Raw genomic sequence first — 20,455 nt, 5'->3', positions numbered from 1 at the left:
TAGAAGCACGCTGTTGGCATTTGGGTTATGCATAAAAAAACAAGCTGGATACTTTTGTTGTTATGGGCGGTGAGTTTACTCACCGCCTTGTTGGTTTACGGTCAGCGCCAGCTTTCTTCCTTCGACCCAAATGGTGATCTACTTCACCGCACAACAGCGCCTAATTTTGACGCTTCACTTGTCGAACTACTAAACGAACAAAACATAGCCCCTGGTTCTGTTATTCATGTGGGAACGCAGTCTCGTTGCTACTGTGAAACGTTAACTACACCTCACCAAACTCAGCTATTAACAAAGCTAGGAAATGACTTTCATCAAGTCAGAGTGAATATAGAAGACGTACCAGAACTCGCCGCTATGCTTGATACAGTGCCCGCGCTTATAGTTTTAGACATGCAAAATCAGCTTCGCTATTTAGGTCCATACGCAACGGGCTACGGATGCTTTACCGGAAAGAACCTTGTCGAACAGGTTGTAAGCTATACCACACAACTCCCCTACAACGGTGCGGTAATTAACACTGATGCAACTGGATGCTTCTGTTAAACCCTTGGCATGGATTATGTAACTTATCTTTGTATATCGTGATATCACTATGAATATGGCAGAAGGCGCGCATATTTTGCGCACTAGGTGCCGTTTCGTGAAAGGTTTACAAGGAGTCCACAATGTCAAAGCGCGCCGTTCTTTATCGCATGGTTACCCCTGAACACATTTGTCCCTTCGGACTTAAGTCGAAAGATTTGCTAGAAAGAAAGGGCTACGATGTTGAAGACCATCACTTGTCCAACCGAAGTGAAACCGACGCTTTTAAAGAGAAGCATAATGTGAAAACCACGCCGCAAACGTTTATCGATGATAAGCGAATTGGTGGCTATGATGACTTACGAGATTATTTCAATTTGAAGCAAGAAAGTGAGTTCGGTTCGCGCTACACACCTATCATTGTGATTTTTTCTTTAGCCGCCCTTGTGGTATTTGCGCTCATGCTGAAAGGTGGACTCCCGACAGGTATTGAACCTTTCATAATGAATTTCATTGGCGTCACCATGGTGATCCTCGCATTACAAAAACTACAGGACATCGTAGCGTTCTCAAACCAATTCATTACCTATGACTTACTGGCAATGAAGCACGTAAGGTACGCGTATGTGTACCCTTTCGCAGAAGCGTTTGCTGGGCTTGGTATGCTAGCGGGGCTTCCCGCACTATTAGTTTCACCTGTTTCTATTTTTATCGGTGCAATAGGTGCAGTTTCAGTTATTAAAGCGGTATATATCGATAAACGTGAACTTAAGTGTGCCTGTGTGGGCGGTAATTCAGACCTTCCTCTTGGGTTTATCTCGCTTACCGAAAACCTTGCCATGTTAGGTGCTGGCCTTTACATGCTTACACGATGGATAGCCTAAGTTGAATGAAGGCTTATGCACCGGTGTTGAGCAGGTATCTATAACCGTGTTTACCCGTTGAATTAGCAACATGATAATTCACTTGCTACGAGGCCCTATTGAGTTTCGTCAATGGGGCGGCTCATACCTTTAAGGTGCGACACCACGCTGCGGCCTAGTGCACTTAAATCGTAGCCGCCTTCTAACATGCTGACTATGCGACCATGGCAACACTCGTCAGCCACTGCGCGAAGTTGTTGGCTTATCCAGAAATAATCGTCTTCCACCAGTCGCAAATGCGCCATTGGATCTTCTGCGTGGGCATCAAAACCCGCTGAGATAAAAATCAGCTCAGGTTGAAAGTTGCGCAATGCGTTAAACCAGTGCTGCACTTTTTCTCTAAACTCCTCACCTGTAGAGCCTGCTTCTAGCGGTACAGAAAGAATATTACTTGCCGACACCGGTGAGCCACTATGTGGATAAAAAGGATGCTGGAAACTGCTGCAAAGCATGATGCGTTGATCGCCAGCAACAATTTGCTCGGTACCGTTTCCGTGGTGAACATCAAAATCGATTATGGCAACGCGCTTTAGTTCATAGTTTTGAAGGGCATAGCGCGCAGCTATAACAATGTTATTAAAAATACAGAAGCCCATGGCGCTGTCGTATGTAGCATGGTGACCTGGCGGCCTTGTCGCGCAGAACGCCTGCCTGTCACTGCCTTCCATAACCCAATCCACCGCGTTACATCCCGCACCAGCCGACTCAAGTGCTGCATTTAAGCTGTGTCGCATCAAGCCAGTATCTTCGTCTAACCATGCCACGTTATCCTTACTTTCGGAATAGAGCGTTTTTTCGTGGTCGCTAAATATGGACTGAGCCGCATGCTCAAACACACTTTTCACATAGTAAGGATCGTGGGCTAACTTAAGATAAGCTTCAGCAATAGGCGTGGCATCAGCGTGCTCACACACCATATCGAGTCCAGAAGACAGTAATTGGTCGTCTATGGCGAACAGGCGATCCGGTGACTCAGGATGATCTTTCCCTAAGTCGTGTTTAGTGCCGTGTTTGCCGCGAAAAATTTTAATTGTCATGCGAGTGATGCCACATCTAGTACTAACTCTATGTCACTGGGGTCGCCAGTGAACTTCCGTTTAAATTGCGCTTGCTCGAAAATGGCAATCATCGGGCTGTTATCGCCACGCACGTAGGCCATCATCTTTGCAATGCCTCGTTTTTTCGCAACGTTAATTAATTCGTTTAGCAGCCTGCTTGCCATCCCCTTCCCTTGCTGGGTTTCACGGGTAACAAACGCTGCTTCACAGGTATTGTCATTTGGATTGAAGTAAAACCGCCCTACTGCGTGAATAGTAATACGGGAGCCTTCTTGCCTTACAATACATAACGCCGCATCTGAGCTTTGATCCACCGACACCAAATTACACGACTTTTCGCGCGACATTTGCTTCGGGTCGTAGTTGTAACGCAGCCTTAGTGTTTCTTTCGTATGGGAGTAAAAGAATTCCTGCAAACGCCTTTCATCGGCGGGGTTCAGCGGGCGCATGTAATAGGTTTCCCCCTGAATATTCAGTTTTTTAAGCTGAATAGCACCCAGCTCTGGAATATCGGTTGGGTACTTTTCCTGATAATGAGGTACCCAATAATGCTGTCTTACTTCTTCTAAGAGCGCTGCACGGAATTTGGGGTGTGCCACACGAATAAGTTCCAATGCACGCTCTCGAATGCTTTTGCCTTTAAGCGATGCTATGCCGTATTCGGTCACCACGTACTGAACATTCCCCCGCGAGGTAACAACACCCGCCCCTTCACTTATACGGGGTGTGATACGGGAAATGGTTTCATTTTTGGCAGTAGAAGGCAGCGCTATAATCGCTTTCCCACCTTTGCTGATAGACGCACCCGTTACGAAATCAACTTGCCCGCCTATGCCACTGTAAAAGTCGTAGCCCAATGAATCGGCGACGACCTGACCGGTTAAATCCACTTCAAGCGCACTGTTAATGGCAACCATATTATCGTTCTTGGCAATATTGGTGGGTTTGTTTACATAGCTACTTGGGTAAAACTCAATGTGAGGGTTGCTGTCGATTAAATCGTAAAGCTGGCGAGTACCAATAGCAAAGCTAGTAACAATTTTACCGGGGTGGAAAGTCTTCTTCTTGTTGGTGATAGCACCCGACTCCAACAGTTCAATAATACTGTCGGTGAGCATTTCGCTGTGAATGCCTAAGTCTTTATGGTTACACAGATATTTAAGGGTAGCACTCGGTATTTTCCCAATACCAAATTGCAGCGTTGCGCCATCATCCACCAGCATTGAAACATACTGACCAATTCGCTCTGCCACCGAATCGATAGGCGGCGGCGTTACTTCAACAAGCGGCTCTTCGGCTTCAATGCAGGCCGTTATTTCGCTGATATGAATATAAGAGTGCCCGGCGGTTCTTGGCACCTGAGGATTAATTTGAGCAATGACCTTTTTGCTTTGTCTGATTGCTGACATAGCAATATCCACTGCAGGACCTAGTGAGCAATAGCCGAATTCATCGGGTGGGCTTACGTTAACCAGCGCAGCATCCAGTGCTAGCGTACCGTCGCTAAATAAGCTTGATATTTCAGACAGGAAAACGGGGGTATAGTCGGCGCGGCCCTCATCGACCGCCTTACGCATGGCTTCGCCACCAATGAAGAATGTATTCGCTTTAAAGAGGTTTTTATACTCTTCTTTCACCCATCGGGTGTCGCCTAAGGCCAGCATATGAACCAACTCGATATCGCTAAACCCTTCGCTGTTATCAATAAGATGCTGCACTAGTGCATGCGGCACCGAGGCATTTCCGCCAACAAAGACACGGCAACCAGACTTTATCAGCGACGACCATTGTGGCGCTTGAGGTAAACTAAATGTCATTTCCATCTGCCCTGTTTTAAGCAATAACTCATCATGCCATAAAAACAGGCGCTTTCCCCCATTTGCGTAAGCGTGAACTATAAGCGATTGGTCGTAGGCTTACCGATTCATCGTTAGTATCGAAATTTTTCCAACCAATTTCTGAAAAACGGAGAAATAACAGATTTGCTGTTCGCGAGGCGATGGCCGTCATTAAGTAATAAGAGCTGAGCTTTTTGATGACGCGCGTACTTTAAGCTATTTTCGATAGGTACGATATCGTCATTCCAGCCGTGCACTAGGCTCACGTAGCCGTCGTAGGGGAACCGTTGAATTTCGTAGTTTGGCAAATACAGTGCAGGAGCCATAAGGAATACGCCTCGTGCCGAGATTTGGCTTGCTGCGGCAAGTGACACATAGCCGCCCATGCTTGAGCCAACCAGAACAACATCATTGCACTTTTCAGCAATAAACTCTTTAAGTCGCGCTAGGCGAGCTTCCGGGCAGTCGAGATCTTGATAATCAATACTCTCGACGCCAAAACCCATATCGCTCGCTACATTTGAAAGCGTTGTTATTTTACTGCCCCATGGACCGCTTTCTTTGCCGTGAGAAAAAACAACGGTGGTCATTACCGATATCCCTATTCAAAAATGAAAAGTTTTTCCCACTCTAGCGCACTTGCTTGTTACTTGTCTTCCCTGTGAAAGAGTTTTTCTACCAGCACATAGAACATGGGCACGAAGAAAATCGCCAAGAAGGTAGCGGCGAACATACCACCCATAACCGCAATACCTATTGCATTTTGGCTGGCTGCGCCTGCTCCGCTAGCTAGTGCTAACGGCGTTACCCCCAAAATAAACGCCATTGACGTCATTAAAATTGGGCGGAAACGCTGAGAGGCTGCATTTGAAACCGCAGTCATTAAATCTTCGCCGTTTTCGTACTGTTCTTTTGCAAATTCGACAATAAGAATAGCGTTTTTCGCCGCCAAACCTACGGTAGTCAAAAATGCTACTTGCAGGTACACATCGTTCGGCAAGTTGAAAATAAACGCAGCGGTTACCGAGCCGAGAATACCCAAAGGCACCACTAACATAACGGCAAATGGTACAGACCAGCTTTCGTACAGAGCCGCTAAGCACAAGAAAACAATCAAGATTGAAAGTGCGTAAAGCATAGGCGCTTGCGAGCCTGCTTCCTGCTCTTCATAAGATAGGCCTGACCATTCAATTGCGAAGCCTGGCGGTAACTGCTCAACCAATTTCTGCATTTCAGCCATTGCTTCACCCGAAGAGATACCTTCTGCAGCACTTCCTTGAATATTAACAGACGACACGCCGTTAAAACGCTCTAACTTAGGTGAGCCATAAATCCATTCAGTGGTCGAGAACGTGTTAAAAGCCACCATCTCACCTTCGCTGTTACGAACAAACCACTTGTCCAAGTCTTCAGGGGTCATGCGATGAGGCAAATCTGCCTGCATGTAAACACGCTTTATTCGACCTTTATCAATAAAGTCATTTACATAGCTGGACCCCCACGCTATTTGAAGCGCGTTATTGATCTCACTTAAATTCAATCCAAGTGCCGACGCTTTCTCGCTATCAATATTGATTTTAAATTGAGGTACGTCACTTAAACCATTGGGGCGAACGCCAGCCAGCTTTGGATTCTGCGCTGCCATGCCCAACAGCTGATTACGCGCATTCATCAGCGCTTCGTGACCATTTCCACCACGGTCGACAAGCTGCATATCAAAGCCCGTTGCATTACCTAGTTCCATGATAGGCGGAGGCACTATAGGAAAGGCTGAGGCATCTTGAATTTGGCTAAACGCGCCAAAAGCTCGGTTCATCACTGCAAACGCAGAATTATTTTCGTCTCTTACGCTCCAGTCGTTGAAGTTTAAGAAAGCCATACCTGCGTTTTGCGCCTGACCCGCAAAGCTAAAGCCCACAACCGCGAACATGCCGTTAACCGCGTCTTGTTCTTGTTCAAGAATGTAGTCTTCCACTTGCTTGATAGACTCGAGCGTACGGCCAGCCGTTGCACCAGGCGGTGTGCTTACCAACACCATCATACGCCCTTGGTCTTCATCTGGAAGAAACGCACCAGGAAGCTGGCTGAAAATAAATGCCATACCACCTACCAGCAAACCATAAACAACGAAATAGCGCTTAAAGCGTTGCGCCATATGAGTTGTAGTCTTTTGATAGCGATCGCGGCCTTTGTTAAACGTGCGGTTAAACCAGCCAAAGAAGCCTTTGTTCTTGTCATGGTTTTCCGGATGCTTTTTCAATAACGTGGCGCACAAAGACGGTGAAAGGACAATGGCGACCAATACCGAAAATGCCATAGCCGACACGATAGTAACCGAGAACTGACGATAAATAGCGCCTGCTGAGCCGCTGAAGAACGCCATTGGAATAAATACCGTTGAAAGCACGGCCGCAATACCAACAAGTGCACCTGTGATTTGAGTCATCGACTTTTTAGTGGCTTCGGCAGGTGAGAGACCTTCCTCTTCCATAATACGTTCAACGTTTTCCACCACCACGATGGCATCATCTACGAGCAGACCGATAGCAAGTACCATAGCAAACATGGTTAGCACGTTAATACTAAAGCCAAATGCCAGTAGCACAGCAAAGGTGCCGAGCAATACCACAGGTACCGCAATGGTAGGGATCAACGTTGCACGCCAATTTTGAAGGAACAGTAGCATCACCAAGAATACCAGTACTACCGCTTCAATAAGCGTATGTACTACCGACTCGATAGACAGCTCGATAAAAGGAGAACTATCAACCGGGTAAACCACTTTAACTGTATCTGGCAAATTCGAGCGCAGTTCTTCAACTCGGGCTTTTACTGCCTTAATGGTATCTAGTGCGTTTGCGCCAGAGGCAAGGCTTATCGCCATACCTGATGCAGGCTTGCGATCGTATCGAACAATAACGTCGTAGCTTTGCGCACCCAGTTCAACACGCGCAACGTCACGCACGCGAACCTGAGAACCATCGGTATTTACGCGAAGTACGATGTTTTCGAAATCTTCAACGGTTTGAAGGCGACTTTGCGCTTGAATAGTCGCGTTAATTTGCTGATTTTCTATTGCAGGCATGCCACCTAATTGACCAGCAGACACATCTGTATTTTGTACCTGAACGGCGCCTTGAACGTCAGTAGGTGTAAGATTGTAGCTGTACAGTTTATCTGGATCTAACCATATACGCATTGAACGCTGCGCACCGAATACCCGTACATTTCCCACCCCATTAACACGGGAAATCGGGTCGCGAAATTGAGAAACTAACAGGTCGCTCAGGTCATATTGCGTCATTGAGTCGTCTTCAGAATAGAAGCCAACTGCCAATGCAAATGCGCTATTTGCTTTAGTTACGGTTACCCCTTGTTGCTGTACCTGAGTAGGCAACAGCGGCAGTGCACCCTGTACCTTATTCTGAGTTTGTACTTGCGCAATATCAGGGTCAGCACCAGGCTCAAAAGTGAGCGTAATAGACATGCTGCTGTTCGAACTGCTTGCCGAGAAATAACGTAGGTTATCAATTCCCGTCAGACTTTGTTCTATTACCTGAGTAACCGAGTTCTCTACGGTTTCTGCAGATGCTCCAGGATACGTTGCTGAGATAGTCACCGAGGGCGGTGCCACCTTGGGATATTGTTCAATGGGGAGTGAGGTAATTGCCAACACACCCGCCATCATTGTGATAATTGCCAGCACCCATGCAAACACGGGCCTGTCTATAAAGAAACGAGCCATATTACTTAAATCCCTTGTTTGCTATCGTGAGCCACGTGATGATGGTTGCCACTCTGACGGATTAACTTTCGCGCCAGGCTTCACCTTCTGATATCCAGTTACAATTACCTTTTCGCCTTCGCTCACACCGCTTAGGGCAACATATTGGTCTCGATAGATTTTGCCTATTTCCAAAGTACGGCCTTCAACTTCGTTGTTTTGGTTAACAACATAAACTGAAAGCGAACCGTCTGGTTGGCGTGTCGTTGCGCGTTGAGGAACAAGCAGCGCATTTTCGCGTCCAGTAATGACGTGGCCTTTCACAAACAAGCCAGGCAGCAATACACCATCTGGATTTGGCATTTCAGCACGAAGTGTTACCGACCCAGTGGTCTCATCAACCGTTACCTCAGAAAATTTAACGCTGCCTGTTTGGTCGTAACGCTTGCCTGTTACTTCATCTACCGTTAATTCAACATCCATCGAACCTTGGTTTCTCATTGACTGACGAAGCGTAATAATTGACGCACCTGACTCCTGCATATCAATGAAAACTGGGTCAAGCTGTGTAATGGTTGCAAGTTGCTGAGATTGGTTCGTAGTAACAAGGGTACCTTCAGTAACAAAAGAACGGCTAATACGCCCGCTGATTGGGGCGTACACTTTGGTGTAACCCATGTTAACCTTCGCTACGTCAACAGCAGCCTCAGCTACGCTGATTGCCGCTTGCGCTTGATCTTTCTGAGCAATTACGTCGTCATATTCTTGTTTGCTTACCGCGTTTTGCGCAACAAGGTCGTCATAGCGTCGCGCCTTTGCTTCCAACGTTTTAAGGTTCGCTTGAACACTTTTCAAATCGGCTTTTGCGCTATTTAACTGTGCTAGATAACGTGCTTCGTCAATTTGATAAAGCTGCTGTCCTTTTTCTACATGTGCGCCTTCTTCAAACAAGCGCTCCGTAATAACACCATCTACCTGAGGACGCACCTGAGATTGACGAGACGGGCTTACTCGGCCCGGTAACACCATTTCATGTACTACAGGTTCTTGTTTCAGTGTAACTACCGATACTGAGGGTGCAGGCATACCTTGCTGAGCACCTTGCTGTGCTTGCTCGCCTTCATTCGAACACCCAATAACGCCGACAAGGGTTATTAATGCTGCAGTAACATAAAAAATGCGACTCATAAATTTTCTATTTCCCAATAACTTTTTGTACAGAACACGGCCTTTGCTCTGCATATCCAATTTTAAAATTAAAGCTTATTGCTTCCGGTGCACCGAATTATCTAGCGCATTTCAAAGCCTGAAACTGCGATAATTGGTTTTGAAGTGGCATAGTTAAGCGATCATTGATACGGATCTACGCTCTTATAGGTCATATTGTGCGCATTTATAGATGATAATAAAAGTCAATGAAGTTGAAATTACTGAAGTTGTCGGTCAAATACCTGAGCGTGTATACGTTATACGAATAAAGCGAAATCACAGCGCACTTAACGTTCTATTTTAACGAATAATAACCCAGCAATAACTGGTAGGCGTGAATGACGTCTTGGGCTTCCTGTTGCGTTCCTCCCTTATCAGGGTGAACCAACTGCAGGGCTTTTTTATATACTCGTTTTAGTACCGACAAAGAAACATGTTCATCTTGGGGCAGGCCCAGAAGCGCGTGGGCATCAGAAATATCTTCCTGCTCAAAGGTGTGCGCGTTTCCTGAGGCCATGCGATGCCAAAACGCATTGAGCAGTGCATCTACACTTTTTCTGTCGGCCTTCTCAAAATTGCCCCAGTCTAAGTAGTATTCAGCTAAGGCATCAGCTTCGGTTATTGCTCCAACCTTATCTTGGCTTTCTTTATCATTGTCGCTGTGGGCACTTTCTTGGTTTAGCTTAATATTAAGAGTATGAATGTCTAGCACGCCTTCGCCCTGCTCTATCCAACGACGTTTAAGTTGATAAAGGGCGTGAAACACAATGAAATGGGTTTTAAAGAGCATTAAAGGCTCTCGTAACGAAGCGTCATCAAAAAAGTGATATGGCGCTTTTTTCAAAATCTCAATGAGCTCATACTCGCTCACACCACGTTGAAAAAGCGGCTTTTGTGTCGATAACGTATCAACAAGTAGTTCGGCTTGAAGCACGTAAGCTTCGCTGGCATCAGGCTGATTTTGCAAAACTAATTACCTTGCTTTAAATAGGGTTCATCCAGGGCCTGCTGGTCTTTGATGTACGTTAAAGACCAACAGCCCTAGTGTACAAACATGTTAAATATTGGCCTAGTACCGATTTTATTGCTAGAAAGTAATCCAAAACGCAACGTTCACTGTTAAAGTAGCTTAGTAAAAATAAAATAATAACTTTGGAGTTCACTTGAAAGCACTCATTGCCCTTACCAGTATTGTCGGTTTTCTTATGGTGGTATTACCCGGCCCCCTTTATCAGTATGCCGGTGTGAGTTTAGGCACCGCATTTACTTCACTGCGATTTGGCGTGTATGTGGGCGGCGCAGCGTTGATACTCATTATTTTGCAGGTTTTGATTAACCGTAAAAACGTTAGCTGGGGAAGCACCTTTATCTGTGCCATTCTTGCCCTGGTTGCTGTAGGAATGCCGGTGAGCATGATGAGCAAAGCCAGCGCAGTTCCTCCGATCCATGACATTACTACCGATGTCACTAATCCGCCGGAGTTCGTTGCAATTGCTCCGCTACGCGAAGGTGCGCCTAACTCCATCGCTTACGAAGGCGGTGAAGTCACTAAGCAGCAACTAGAAGCTTACCCTGAAATTAAAACTCAACTGCTGCCACAACCTGCAAATGAGGTCTACATCGCTGCAGAAAAAGCCATAGAGGCGCTTGGATGGGAACGCGTTAACGACGGCGCATTGCCGAACACCTTGGAAGCCACCGACACCACAGCGTGGTTTGGTTTTAAAGACGACGTAGTTATTCGTCTAACCGCTAAAAGCGATGACACACTGGTTGATATCCGCAGCAAATCACGAGTAGGGAAAAGTGATTTAGGCAAGAATGCTGAACGTATCGAAACCTTTATGGCAGAGCTTAGAAACCAACTTGGATATCACTAAAATCTGACCACCCGCTTAAAAAACAAAGCCCGTTCGCACTAAGCTAACGGGCTTTTTTGTAATTGGACCTAACTTTAGTGGGCCAACTTTAAGACAACGACTCCTGCAACAATAAGCGCTACGCCGAAATATCGTGCCAATGACGAGGGGTCGCCATAAAACATAACACCCACTAAAAATGTGCCCGCGGCGCCAATTCCTGTCCACACAGCTTACGCCGTTCCAATTGGAATTTGTTTTTGCGCCATCCATAAACAAAAACCACTGGCAGCCATAAACCCAACCGCAAGTAAAATACCCATTACGCGGGTTTCCGCCTCTTGTGACATTTTTAGTCCAACAGGCCAACCAATTTCCAGAAGGCCCGCCACAATCAAATAAATCCAGCTCACCAGTCTATCCCTCTCTTCGCGCTCATCGTCAACTATCACAGATGCGTAGCGTACCGTCTTAAATCATAAAGCGTACTCGACGCGTCGTAATATTTTGCTATTTAGCGCTTTTGCCTTACAAACTCGCCAACTGAATACTTACCATACCTAATACCGCAGCATTAAGACGGTTAAACCAACGCCAGAAATTAGGGCGCTGCATATGGTGTGCAAAACGTGCGGTTAAGGTACTCAAACCTACGAACCAAACCACCGATGCACCAATAGCTCCACCCACAAACCACCATTTATTTTCTTGCCACTGACTCGCTAAGTTTCCCATCAATAATAAAGTGTCTAGGTAAAAGTGGGGGTTTAACCAAGTTACTGCCAACGCAATGAGCAGTGCTTTTTTGAACGACAGTTGCTTTTTCGCCATTTCTAAAACAAGCGCGTCGTTGGCCAAAGATGATTTTATTTTGTTAAAAGCAATCCACAGTAAGAACGCAACACCAGCCCACTTGGTGATAGACACCAGCATTGGGTATTCCTGCAATAGCAAGCCAAAGCCCATCGCTCCTAAGCTTATTGAGATAGCATCGCTTAGGATAAACAGCAGGACAAATAAGGTTGTCCACTGTCGCTTCATCGATTGCTCAATCAAAAAACTGTTTTGTGCGCCTACTGCAATAATTAGGGTACCGCCCATCACGAAACCACTTGTTGCTGCCGCCAACATGATAAATGCCTCTTAGTGTAAATAAGTTCAAACGCCGTAGCTGTAACGCGGTTTAAGGTTACATGCTGAATAATTGGCTTGATTTTATACACCTTGAAAGACTAAATTAAATTAATGATATTTGTTTTGAATAAGCAAAATTAATACTTATAACCTTCTTTTCACAGGTAGTCATTAATGTTGGATTACGACGCACTTCGATGCTTTCATGAAGTGTTACGCTACGGCGGATTTGAAAAAGGTGCACAGGCCCTAAACCTCACCCAGTCGGCGGTATCGCAAAAAATAAAACGGCTAGAGCAGAGTGTCGGCGGCCCAGTGATGGTTCGCACCAAGCCGCTTCGCGCTACGCCACTGGGAAAAGAGCTGCTGGCGCATATTCAAAAAGTAAGCGTATTAGAAGAAGCGCTGAATATACAAAGTGGATTAGAAGCGTCGGCTGCACCTATAAGCGTTGCCGTGAATAACGATGTGCTGGCTACCTGGTTCTCGCAAGTAATGGCCGCGTTTAGTGATAAGCGTGCCAACCCGATTCATATTGTTAATGCGGATCAAACTCAAACCCGAGACATATTACAGCAAGGCCGTGTAATGGCTTGCATTAGCCAAACAGGTACACCCGTTACCGGTGGGCAATCTATAAGACTGGGAACCATGCGCTATCAACTTTATGCATCGCCTCGCTTCATTGAGCGATACCTGCATAAAGAAATATCCCCCCAGAGCGTGATGAGTACACCGGGTTTGCTGTACGACGAATACGATGTGACTTTGCTGACTGATTATCAACGAGAGTGTTTAAACATAGCCCCCTCTTTTACAACTTGTCATTGGTATCCATCGTCTCATGGCTTTGTCAAAATGGCGCTAGATGGCGTGGTGTGGGCTTTGCTACCCACGCTTCAAGTTGAACAAGAGGTTAACGAAGGCGATCTCGTTCCGTTATTTCCTCAAAAAGAGCTTGGTGTACCGTTATTTTGGCATTGGACAACCCTTGAATCGGCAGCGCTTGCCGACTTGACCAAAGCCGTAAAGAATATAGCGAAAGCGCAGCTTAAATGACCCTAATACACTGCGTGTGTGATACGTTGCTGGAAGGTTAATTAAGAAGACGCCAATTGAGCCGTCTTATGCTTCTCCTTAACGCTGTACATCAGTTTATCTGCTTTATTTAACAGAGTGGTGAGATCTTTGCAGCGTTCATTTGTGATATATGTGCCTACGCTTGCCGTAACAGAAATAACAACGTTATCGGTTCTAATATCCCTTTCCAGCAGACTGGCTTCTATGCGCGCAGCCAAGCGCTCAGATTGTCCTTCACTGTAACAGTGGCTTAGCACCACAAATTCATCGCCGCCAAGGCGCCCTACTGCATCTTGGTCTCGGCATCGGCTCAGCAGAATTTTAGCAATAACCTGCAGCACCTTATCGCCACAATGGTGCCCGTAATGATCATTAATCTCCTTGAAGTTATCAACGTCGATAAATAGCAATGTCAAATATCCTCCTTCCTTGTTGAAGTTAGTAAGCAGGCTTTGTGCTATCCCTTCCCATCCACTGCGGTTTAGCACTTTACACAAGGAATCTGTAGACGCACGTTTGAATGCACTAAGCCTGTCGTCATCGAGCTTTTTTACTTTTCTCGACGTGGCAATAGCAAAAATAAACGCTTCAATAGTTATTCCCACAATAAGTCCGTAGCGGTACATAAACGCTGACACGTCTGAAAAAACCAATCGAAACATCATGGAAAACACCATGACAGCAATACCCATTAATACTAAGTTTGAGCAATGTACTTTGCGGTAGGCGGCGTAAACACAGCTTGATAGCGTACAGGTCATTGTTATCAGCGTGATAAGACTTAGCGTACTATTTACTCTCATCGCATCAGAAGTGGACAGAATGATCTGCACAAATGAAAGTGCCAGTGCCGAACACGCCATTCCCAGAATAAACTGGCGCTGCCATACTTTTAGCAGTGCTTTGAAATCGAGTAGTTGATCAAGAAACTTTACCGCAGCAAATACCGTGATCCCTGCGAATAACAGATGCAGTTTAAAGTTCGAGAAAAAGGCGACATGGGGAAACGCAATGTTCAGTAACCCTTCTTGAAGCAAAAAGAAAATTGCCGCACTGAGCACATAGAAACTGTAGGAGTAAAAGCCGTAGTTGCGCATACTCGTTCCCAGCATTCCTACGTACAAGGTTAACGCTAAGCAAAAGCCGATGAACAAGCTTAATGTGAAGGTATGTATTGACGCCAACGTCTGAAAATCATTTAACGTAGCGATATTTAGCCTGACAGGTCGCTGTACCTGAGAGTTAATATCTAAAAATAGACGCTTATGGGTATTATCTATTGCATAGGACTCAAATGCGCCGGTTAACTTGGGGACTTTTTGCATCTCGCTGTCATACAGCTGATTATAAGAAAGGTAGTTTCTTGGGAAATAGAGAACGTGAGTCGCGTTGACATCGCAGCTTAACGAAAGTCGCTGTGCACCTTCTTTAAGTACGATAGACAGAGCACTATCGGTATCAGTATCAGAAGTACCATTTTCAGCATTAATGACGCACGCTGCATTGGCAAACGTGCCGAACGTCAGCAAAATCAACCCAAACAACAAGCGAACAAAATTACGCGACACTCCACATGCCATAGATTTGCTTCCTACTGGTACCGCAGCTAAATCCGTGTAGCAAAAATATCCCTGTACGGCTATTACACAAAGATGAGTTATGAGTATTTATATTCTGGTATAAAAACTCACACCCATTAAGCTTAGTTTAAAAATGTGAGAACGCTGAAAAATATCCTGCGGAATGACAAGAAATGTATACATTGCTTCTGAGCTAACGATTGGTCCCAATTAACGTCTTTCAATTGCGGGAATCTCAATATATGCATCGGGATCAGATTCTTTTAGGGCATTAAGTTTACGTTTTCTTGTCGCTCGCTCATCAATAGTTTCACCAAAAACCTGTACATGTAAGTCGGCAATCAGCGCCTTGCCCTGTTCATTGGTAATTATCCCTAGAAGCTCGCCAGCGTGCATAAATCCTTGTACCCGATATTTCTCAGCATCGACCTTTTTACCGTTTTTGCTGGCTGTATAAAGCGCGATAAGCTGTTCGGTACAAGCATCTAAAAAACGTACCTTCTGTTTCTCATCAATCATTATCTTATTCTTTCCTTCGGTGGCTTGTATACAGACACCTTAGCGAGATTTTGATGTTATGGGTAGATGTAAGCATAACTACGCGCCTACCGCTGACTAAGTTGGGCCAATCGATTACTTCAACTAAAGTTCATTGGTGAAATAGCCGTTTGATGCCTACGCTCTCATTAGTGCTAGAAAGAAACTTTCTAGGTAGTCACCGTTAAATTTATGTGAGCATCACTATGCGAGTTCAAATAGCGTTAGGCTTGGTTGCGGCCTTGGTATTTGCCCCCGTTGTTGTTGCAAAGGGAAATGCTCATCATTGGGAAACGTCACCCCATCATTTATCTGCATTGGTAGGTACCACTTACACAAAAGAGTGCGGAAACGCATTTACACTAGGTATCGATTACGAATACCGTGTGAGCGACTTTTTAGGCGTAGGCTTTGTGGCTGAATACGCGTTTGAAGACTTAGACGCTTATACCTACTTGCTTGTTGCTGACCTGCACATTACCAATAATTTTATTGCACAAATAGGCCCCGGCGTTGAGTTCCACGGCAGCCATAAAATGGAGGTGGCCCGGTTAGGCTTTTTGTATGAGTTTGAAGTATCGGGGGTTAACATATCGCCGCAGCTTCATTACGACTATCATCGAAATCATAAAAGTGCAGTGGTTGCTGGTCTGGCAATTGGTATGTCGTTTTGATTACAGCGCAATACTGCGCCGTTTTTAGCTTTTTATATAACGAAGGCTTTTAATCTAACGTTAATCTTCTAGAAAGTTCTTTTTAAGTAAGTCTGTTTAGTCTTATCTGTGTTCAATTATCAGACTGAGAGACTACGATGAAAAACTTAGCTTTAGCACTAACCGTCCTTCCCTTTATTGCTTCAGCATCCAGTGCAGTTGCATTTGAAAAAGGCGACATTCTCGTCCGAGGTGGCTTTGCCACGGTTGCACCTGATGAATCGTCTTCAAACATTAACGTGGGTGATGACTTGGGTTTTGGCCTGACCATTGATAACAACACGCAGTTGGGCCTCACCGCGGCCTATTTCATCACGGATAGGATTAACGTAGAAGTATTAGCCGCAACGCCGTTCACACATGACGTTAATTTCGCTATCGACAACCCATTAGGAACAGGTAACCAGCTAGGCGAAGTAACCCACCTTCCGCCCACAGTGACGGTTAACTATTACTTTAACGATCCATCAAGTGCTTTTCAGCCCTATGTGGGTGCGGGCCTAAACTATACGTTTATTTATGACGAGCAATTTACGGGAGCTAATGAAGAGGCAGGGCTTAGTGACTTATCTCTAGATAACTCGTTTGGCTTAGCCGCACAAGTGGGAATAGACTATCAGTTAAGCGAAAGATGGTTTTTGAATGCCGCCGTTCGTTGGATAGATATAGACACAGAAGCAAGCTTCAACCTAGGTGATACCCGGGGCTCAGTGAGCGCTATTGAAATAGACCCCTTTGTCTATGCTATTTCGCTAGGTTACCGGTTTTAGTAACCGTTTAGTTCTTTGATTTCCGCAAAGTGTACGATAATTTGGAGCGTGGTGAGGTTTTATGAATTGTAACGAAAACGTATTTGTACGAACTTTATGGCATTCCAACTTCATCTATAATCTCGATTCCCAACATGTGCTGAACCTTTTTGAGACCGGGTGGCATTTTCGACTCGAGTACCAATATTGTTCGTACATTTTGCGGCAGTCCCTGAACGCTGAGCATCGCTTCCGTCACTGACTGATATTTAATGCATTGAAACATTCCTCTAACTAAGTCTTCAGTCGTAGAAATTCTAGATTTTACCTCTACAGCAATAAATTGGTTGCGCCAGACAAACATTACATCAACGGAGTCACCCGATGGTAAGTAATACTCAATATCACCTTTCGGCAAACTTTTTGCCAATCCTATAAAATGGGGGTTTTCAGCTATATAGCGTTTCAACGCGTTATGACGCTCGCCTTCGCCACCACTAAAACCAATTTGTTGTTTTAAAATCGTTGTAAATTGAGGAGGTTGTAAGCCCAAAACTTCTAGGACTTTCAGCCAATCGGGAAACGCATATATTTTGGCGAGTTGACTTTGAACAAGAACATGTCTTTGCTTTTTGTTAAGTGCTCTGAAATCAACGTTAGATATAAATTGCCCCACGCCTTCCCCAGGTAAGCCGGTCTCTTTGTTTACAACTAAACACTGGATAGGTGGTAATTCAACACCATGAGCTTCGCTCTCTTCTTGTAATGTATTACCTATGCAACCTAGTACGTAGTTTAAGTTCCTGGCATTGGGCATATTCAACTCTGATGCGAGCTGAGAATAGTGAATCGTTTCTCCACAAATAGCTTGTCTAACCAATATTGGTAAAGCCTCACGAGCGCGTTTTTGATATAGCTCATCGCCCCAGAAATTTTTAGATACTAACGCTGTTTCCATGAATCTCCCTTTTCCTTACTAACAAAAACTCTATAAGTAAATGAGCTTCATATAGAAATATCAAACTGTTATCAAATACCCTATACTTCAAAGATAAGTAGATGTTAAGTACATCGGCTGTTGCATAAGGAATCGCAAAAAAACAATGATCTTACGAGCACTTTTCTGTTTTATAGTTTCGTTTATCGCTATTTTGATCATTAATCAAATAGGCTACGGGGGCTGTTTTAAGTCTTACTGTGTTGAAGCTGCACTTCCTAAGGTTTTTTTCCTATCAAGTATTATTACCGGTTTATTCATTTGTTTTTTGTTGTCGGATGAATCAACAACTCAATCAAAAGCGAACAGTGATTTACCTCCGTTAGAAAGAGAGCGAGTTCATCAACCGATTCAACCTAAGCCACACTATAAAGAAAAATTTGCAAGTTATGAAGCGAACCAAAGCACACTTCGTGGTAACTCTCTTGAACCGAAAAACGACCCATATTCAATTATCATACCTAGCAAAGTACACCAACAATCTTACGCGAAATGGTCACTTCATGACGTTAATGCGTTAATAGATTGTATGATTGATGGCCTATCTGAAAGCCTAATGGCTTCAAAACTGAATAGAACACCTGGGGCAATACGCTCACGCTTGAAAAAAATCAGACAATCAAATTGGCTAGTTTTTAATACATTTTCAGAAGCTTCATTACAAGCAAAACGCCTTTCAAAAAAGTACTGCACAACAATTCGTGTAATTTCAAACTCTTCGAATTTTTTTATAAACTTGCATGAAATTAATCCTATCCGTACTGCAAGAAGCCGATGCTTGCCCGAGCCAGAAGAAGATATTTTTCACATCTATGAAGTTGAAGAAGACCTCAACCCTTTTTCACTCTCTGAAGCAGTTGACGCTGAATATTATGAAGAACCGTACTATTTATCTGAGAGAGAAGAATGGCTATTTCCTTATGACGGAGACGATTGGGAAAGCAATATGATCGACCAAAGCAAATCATAGCTAAACGATTTCGTTATAGACACAACATCGGAAATAACAAAGACTTTATAAATATCCCACAATTTCAACCACCAAAACCACGGAAATTAATATGGACATTTTAACCACTAAACAGTTAGCAGAAGAACTTGCTGGCGGTGACTCTTATATTCGAACAAAGAAAAATATTGTTAAGGGTTTAGCAATTACAACTGATTTAAATCCAGAAGCCCCCGAGATAATAGTTGTTGGCAGTGGGCCACGCAAGATTGCTAACGCCAAGCTCTTTGTGTCCCAAAAACAGTATGTTCCAGTTTATGTAAAACAAGCAGTAAATGCTTGGAAGTATATGGGCAAATATAAAGCCGATCGCTATTCACAAGACCTTGACATAATTGAGAAGCATAGAAAGAGCCGCCCTTTGGCTGGGCTCGACGGAGTGTTGTTTTTATCACCCGAACCTGAGGACACTGTGAGTGTTCAGCCCAAGAACTTTCCAGACCCAATACAACGCAAAAAGGTTGAAAGCGCAGCAATAAACTACGTGGTTGCCTATTTTACTAATCAAGGTTACAAGATCATTGATCGACAAAAAGACAATTGTGGTTACGATTTGTTTGTTGAAAAAGGTAAGAAGTGTCTAAAAATAGAAGTTAAAGGCACATCTTTAAATGAACAACGCTTTTTCCTTAGCAGAAACGAGCGTAAACATTCAGTAGATCCAAATTGGCGTCTAGCAATTGTGTCAGATGCCCTCACTACCCCGGCATTAGCGTTTTATAATGCTCGTGAAATGGAAGAGGAATTCGACTTAGAACCTCTTTGCTGGGAGTGCAAATTACGATAGGCAAACTTGCCTACGAGTGCATATCAATACTGGTGTGAGAGAAAACATCTTAAAAGGCCATATGTTGTGCATGCGGGGAGAGTCACCACCGAAACAAGCGCCTAACTGATTCTTTGGCCTTTTCAGTCATTAGCCCTTCTTTTCCATCAAACTTGCTAACTTCTGGGGGTGGCTGGCGCTTTGGTGTGAATAAATTTCTGAGTTTCTTTGCTCGTTCGTAATTTTTCTGTTCATTGAACTGTCTAATGATGGCATTGGCTCTAAGTTCAATATACTTAGCTTTAGTACGTTGAAGGTCGCCTTCAGCCTTACTAAATGCTTCTGCCCACAAGCCTTGGTATATATTTCCTTCTTCTATTTCAACAGATACCTGAGCGTAAATATCTTCTTTATTCATTCACTTCCCTTTTTAATGATATATACCGAATTTAAGATTATAGAGGAACTCCTAGAAACTGACGATACTTGTTTTCCTCTCGCTGCCAACGATTTTTGCGACACAGTTACAGCATGAGAACCACTTAGCCTATTGAATCTCGTTCCAACATCTCGTATTGCTAACTATTGCAATCGTATCTAGACAGGTACTCTCACACACACTTTACAGCCAAAAACGTCTACTGATTAATCATTCCCGTTTAAATAACACTCAATTGCTGCTACAAAGCAAAATTCAGTGTGAATGGACTTTTAAACCTATGGTATAACGCGACTTTTGCTATCAAATAGGAGA

Annotated in this window: 19 protein-coding genes and 1 pseudogene; 8 read left to right on the top strand and 12 right to left on the bottom strand. The window is 44.3% G+C overall.

The features are described from left to right. Positions 1-27 precede the first annotated feature (27 nt). Positions 28-546, top strand: coding sequence for a DUF6436 domain-containing protein (locus ACFI6L_RS08180; RefSeq protein WP_101563250.1), 519 nt, complete (start codon positions 28-30; stop codon positions 544-546). A 122-nt stretch (positions 547-668) separates the two neighbouring features. Continuing rightward, entirely contained in the window at positions 669-1,409 is a 741-nt protein-coding gene (locus ACFI6L_RS08175) for a MauE/DoxX family redox-associated membrane protein (RefSeq protein ID WP_039226901.1), read from the top strand. Positions 1,410-1,504: 95 nt separating this feature from the next. Here the strand turns inward: ACFI6L_RS08175 and ACFI6L_RS08170 are convergent, their stop codons facing one another. From ACFI6L_RS08170 to ACFI6L_RS08145, 6 genes are all read right to left on the bottom strand, one after another. After that, positions 1,505-2,485, bottom strand: coding sequence for a histone deacetylase family protein (locus ACFI6L_RS08170; protein ID WP_321825002.1), 981 nt, complete (start codon positions 2,483-2,485; stop codon positions 1,505-1,507). Continuing rightward, positions 2,482-4,323, bottom strand: coding sequence for a bifunctional acetyl-CoA hydrolase/transferase family protein/GNAT family N-acetyltransferase (locus tag ACFI6L_RS08165; protein ID WP_014947829.1), 1,842 nt, complete (start codon positions 4,321-4,323; stop codon positions 2,482-2,484). The genes ACFI6L_RS08170 and ACFI6L_RS08165 overlap by 4 nt, the downstream gene beginning before the upstream one ends. A gap of 113 nt (positions 4,324-4,436) precedes the next feature. Then, a complete protein-coding gene (locus ACFI6L_RS08160) occupies positions 4,437-4,934 on the bottom strand; it encodes an alpha/beta hydrolase (RefSeq protein ID WP_014947828.1) in 498 nt (165 codons plus the stop codon). A gap of 56 nt (positions 4,935-4,990) precedes the next feature. Beyond that, complete coding sequence (locus tag ACFI6L_RS08155; protein ID WP_462573757.1) at positions 4,991-8,089, bottom strand: efflux RND transporter permease subunit; 3,099 nt, start codon at positions 8,087-8,089, stop codon at positions 4,991-4,993. A gap of 21 nt (positions 8,090-8,110) precedes the next feature. After that, complete coding sequence (locus ACFI6L_RS08150) at positions 8,111-9,256, bottom strand: efflux RND transporter periplasmic adaptor subunit (protein ID WP_014947826.1); 1,146 nt, start codon at positions 9,254-9,256, stop codon at positions 8,111-8,113. Positions 9,257-9,572: 316 nt separating this feature from the next. Next, positions 9,573-10,244, bottom strand: a complete 672-nt coding sequence (locus ACFI6L_RS08145) for a DNA-J related domain-containing protein (protein ID WP_462573756.1) — start codon at positions 10,242-10,244, stop codon at positions 9,573-9,575. A 196-nt stretch (positions 10,245-10,440) separates the two neighbouring features. Here ACFI6L_RS08145 and ACFI6L_RS08140 point away from each other — a divergent pair, with 196 nt between their 5' ends. Continuing rightward, entirely contained in the window at positions 10,441-11,157 is a 717-nt protein-coding gene (locus ACFI6L_RS08140) for a DUF1499 domain-containing protein (protein WP_014947824.1), read from the top strand. Positions 11,158-11,231: 74 nt separating this feature from the next. On the opposite strand, the pseudogene ACFI6L_RS08135 reads toward ACFI6L_RS08140, so the two are convergent. Together ACFI6L_RS08135 and ACFI6L_RS08130 are read right to left on the bottom strand one after the other, a co-directional pair. Next, positions 11,232-11,549 (bottom strand): annotated as a pseudogene (locus tag ACFI6L_RS08135) (DMT family transporter). Positions 11,550-11,664: 115 nt separating this feature from the next. After that, entirely contained in the window at positions 11,665-12,267 is a 603-nt protein-coding gene (locus ACFI6L_RS08130; RefSeq protein WP_014975330.1) for a LysE/ArgO family amino acid transporter, read from the bottom strand. A 177-nt stretch (positions 12,268-12,444) separates the two neighbouring features. Here ACFI6L_RS08130 and ACFI6L_RS08125 point away from each other — a divergent pair, with 177 nt between their 5' ends. Further along, positions 12,445-13,329 (top strand): ArgP/LysG family DNA-binding transcriptional regulator, encoded by an 885-nt coding sequence (locus tag ACFI6L_RS08125; RefSeq protein ID WP_039226907.1) that lies wholly within the window; start codon positions 12,445-12,447, stop codon positions 13,327-13,329. Positions 13,330-13,370: 41 nt separating this feature from the next. On the opposite strand, the gene ACFI6L_RS08120 is transcribed toward ACFI6L_RS08125, so the two are convergent. Together ACFI6L_RS08120 and ACFI6L_RS08115 are read right to left on the bottom strand one after the other, a co-directional pair. Continuing rightward, entirely contained in the window at positions 13,371-14,918 is a 1,548-nt protein-coding gene (locus ACFI6L_RS08120; protein WP_232300899.1) for a GGDEF domain-containing protein, read from the bottom strand. A 222-nt stretch (positions 14,919-15,140) separates the two neighbouring features. After that, entirely contained in the window at positions 15,141-15,449 is a 309-nt protein-coding gene (locus ACFI6L_RS08115) for a hypothetical protein (protein ID WP_014975326.1), read from the bottom strand. A 224-nt stretch (positions 15,450-15,673) separates the two neighbouring features. Between ACFI6L_RS08115 and ACFI6L_RS08110 the strand changes: the two genes are divergently transcribed. Together ACFI6L_RS08110 and ACFI6L_RS08105 are read left to right on the top strand one after the other, a co-directional pair. Then, positions 15,674-16,141 carry a hypothetical protein gene (locus ACFI6L_RS08110; protein ID WP_462573755.1) on the top strand — a complete coding sequence of 156 codons (468 nt, stop codon included), beginning with the start codon at positions 15,674-15,676 and terminating at the stop codon, positions 16,139-16,141. Between the two features lie 137 nt (positions 16,142-16,278). After that, positions 16,279-16,950: an OmpW/AlkL family protein gene (locus tag ACFI6L_RS08105; RefSeq protein ID WP_462573754.1), complete on the top strand. Its 672-nt coding sequence runs from the start codon at positions 16,279-16,281 to the stop codon at positions 16,948-16,950. Between the two features lie 94 nt (positions 16,951-17,044). Here the strand turns inward: ACFI6L_RS08105 and ACFI6L_RS08100 are convergent, their stop codons facing one another. Then, positions 17,045-17,887, bottom strand: coding sequence for a hypothetical protein (locus ACFI6L_RS08100; protein WP_462573753.1), 843 nt, complete (start codon positions 17,885-17,887; stop codon positions 17,045-17,047). A gap of 145 nt (positions 17,888-18,032) precedes the next feature. Between ACFI6L_RS08100 and ACFI6L_RS08095 the strand changes: the two genes are divergently transcribed. Both ACFI6L_RS08095 and ACFI6L_RS08090 read left to right on the top strand, forming a co-directional pair. Further along, a complete protein-coding gene (locus ACFI6L_RS08095; RefSeq protein WP_462573752.1) occupies positions 18,033-18,896 on the top strand; it encodes a hypothetical protein in 864 nt (287 codons plus the stop codon). A 91-nt stretch (positions 18,897-18,987) separates the two neighbouring features. Continuing rightward, positions 18,988-19,722 (top strand): protein NO VEIN domain-containing protein, encoded by a 735-nt coding sequence (locus tag ACFI6L_RS08090; protein WP_462573751.1) that lies wholly within the window; start codon positions 18,988-18,990, stop codon positions 19,720-19,722. 82 nt (positions 19,723-19,804) lie between these two features. On the opposite strand, the gene ACFI6L_RS08085 is transcribed toward ACFI6L_RS08090, so the two are convergent. Beyond that, complete coding sequence (locus tag ACFI6L_RS08085; protein WP_462573750.1) at positions 19,805-20,119, bottom strand: hypothetical protein; 315 nt, start codon at positions 20,117-20,119, stop codon at positions 19,805-19,807. Positions 20,120-20,455 lie beyond the last annotated feature (336 nt).

This window comes from Alteromonas sp. G4i35 (genome assembly GCF_054960375.1).
This window is presented reverse-complemented; position numbering and strand designations above follow the sequence as displayed.

Bases quoted from the DNA above. Each gene is read 5' to 3' on its own strand.
- ACFI6L_RS08180 (WP_101563250.1), top strand. From the start codon at position 28: ATGCATAAAAAAACAAGCTGGATACTTTTGTTGTTATGGGCGGTGAGT.
- ACFI6L_RS08175 (WP_039226901.1), top strand. From the start codon at position 669: ATGTCAAAGCGCGCCGTTCTTTATCGCATGGTTACCCCTGAACACATT.
- ACFI6L_RS08170 (WP_321825002.1), bottom strand. From the start codon at position 2,485: ATGACAATTAAAATTTTTCGCGGCAAACACGGCACTAAACACGACTTA.
- ACFI6L_RS08165 (WP_014947829.1), bottom strand. From the start codon at position 4,323: ATGACATTTAGTTTACCTCAAGCGCCACAATGGTCGTCGCTGATAAAG.
- ACFI6L_RS08160 (WP_014947828.1), bottom strand. From the start codon at position 4,934: ATGACCACCGTTGTTTTTTCTCACGGCAAAGAAAGCGGTCCATGGGGC.
- ACFI6L_RS08155 (WP_462573757.1), bottom strand. From the start codon at position 8,089: ATGGCTCGTTTCTTTATAGACAGGCCCGTGTTTGCATGGGTGCTGGCA.
- ACFI6L_RS08150 (WP_014947826.1), bottom strand. From the start codon at position 9,256: ATGAGTCGCATTTTTTATGTTACTGCAGCATTAATAACCCTTGTCGGC.
- ACFI6L_RS08130 (WP_014975330.1), bottom strand. From the start codon at position 12,267: ATGTTGGCGGCAGCAACAAGTGGTTTCGTGATGGGCGGTACCCTAATT.
- ACFI6L_RS08125 (WP_039226907.1), top strand. From the start codon at position 12,445: ATGTTGGATTACGACGCACTTCGATGCTTTCATGAAGTGTTACGCTAC.
- ACFI6L_RS08115 (WP_014975326.1), bottom strand. From the start codon at position 15,449: ATGATTGATGAGAAACAGAAGGTACGTTTTTTAGATGCTTGTACCGAA.
- ACFI6L_RS08110 (WP_462573755.1), top strand. From the start codon at position 15,674: ATGCGAGTTCAAATAGCGTTAGGCTTGGTTGCGGCCTTGGTATTTGCC.
- ACFI6L_RS08105 (WP_462573754.1), top strand. From the start codon at position 16,279: ATGAAAAACTTAGCTTTAGCACTAACCGTCCTTCCCTTTATTGCTTCA.
- ACFI6L_RS08100 (WP_462573753.1), bottom strand. From the start codon at position 17,887: ATGGAAACAGCGTTAGTATCTAAAAATTTCTGGGGCGATGAGCTATAT.
- ACFI6L_RS08095 (WP_462573752.1), top strand. From the start codon at position 18,033: ATGATCTTACGAGCACTTTTCTGTTTTATAGTTTCGTTTATCGCTATT.
- ACFI6L_RS08090 (WP_462573751.1), top strand. From the start codon at position 18,988: ATGGACATTTTAACCACTAAACAGTTAGCAGAAGAACTTGCTGGCGGT.
- ACFI6L_RS08085 (WP_462573750.1), bottom strand. From the start codon at position 20,119: ATGAATAAAGAAGATATTTACGCTCAGGTATCTGTTGAAATAGAAGAA.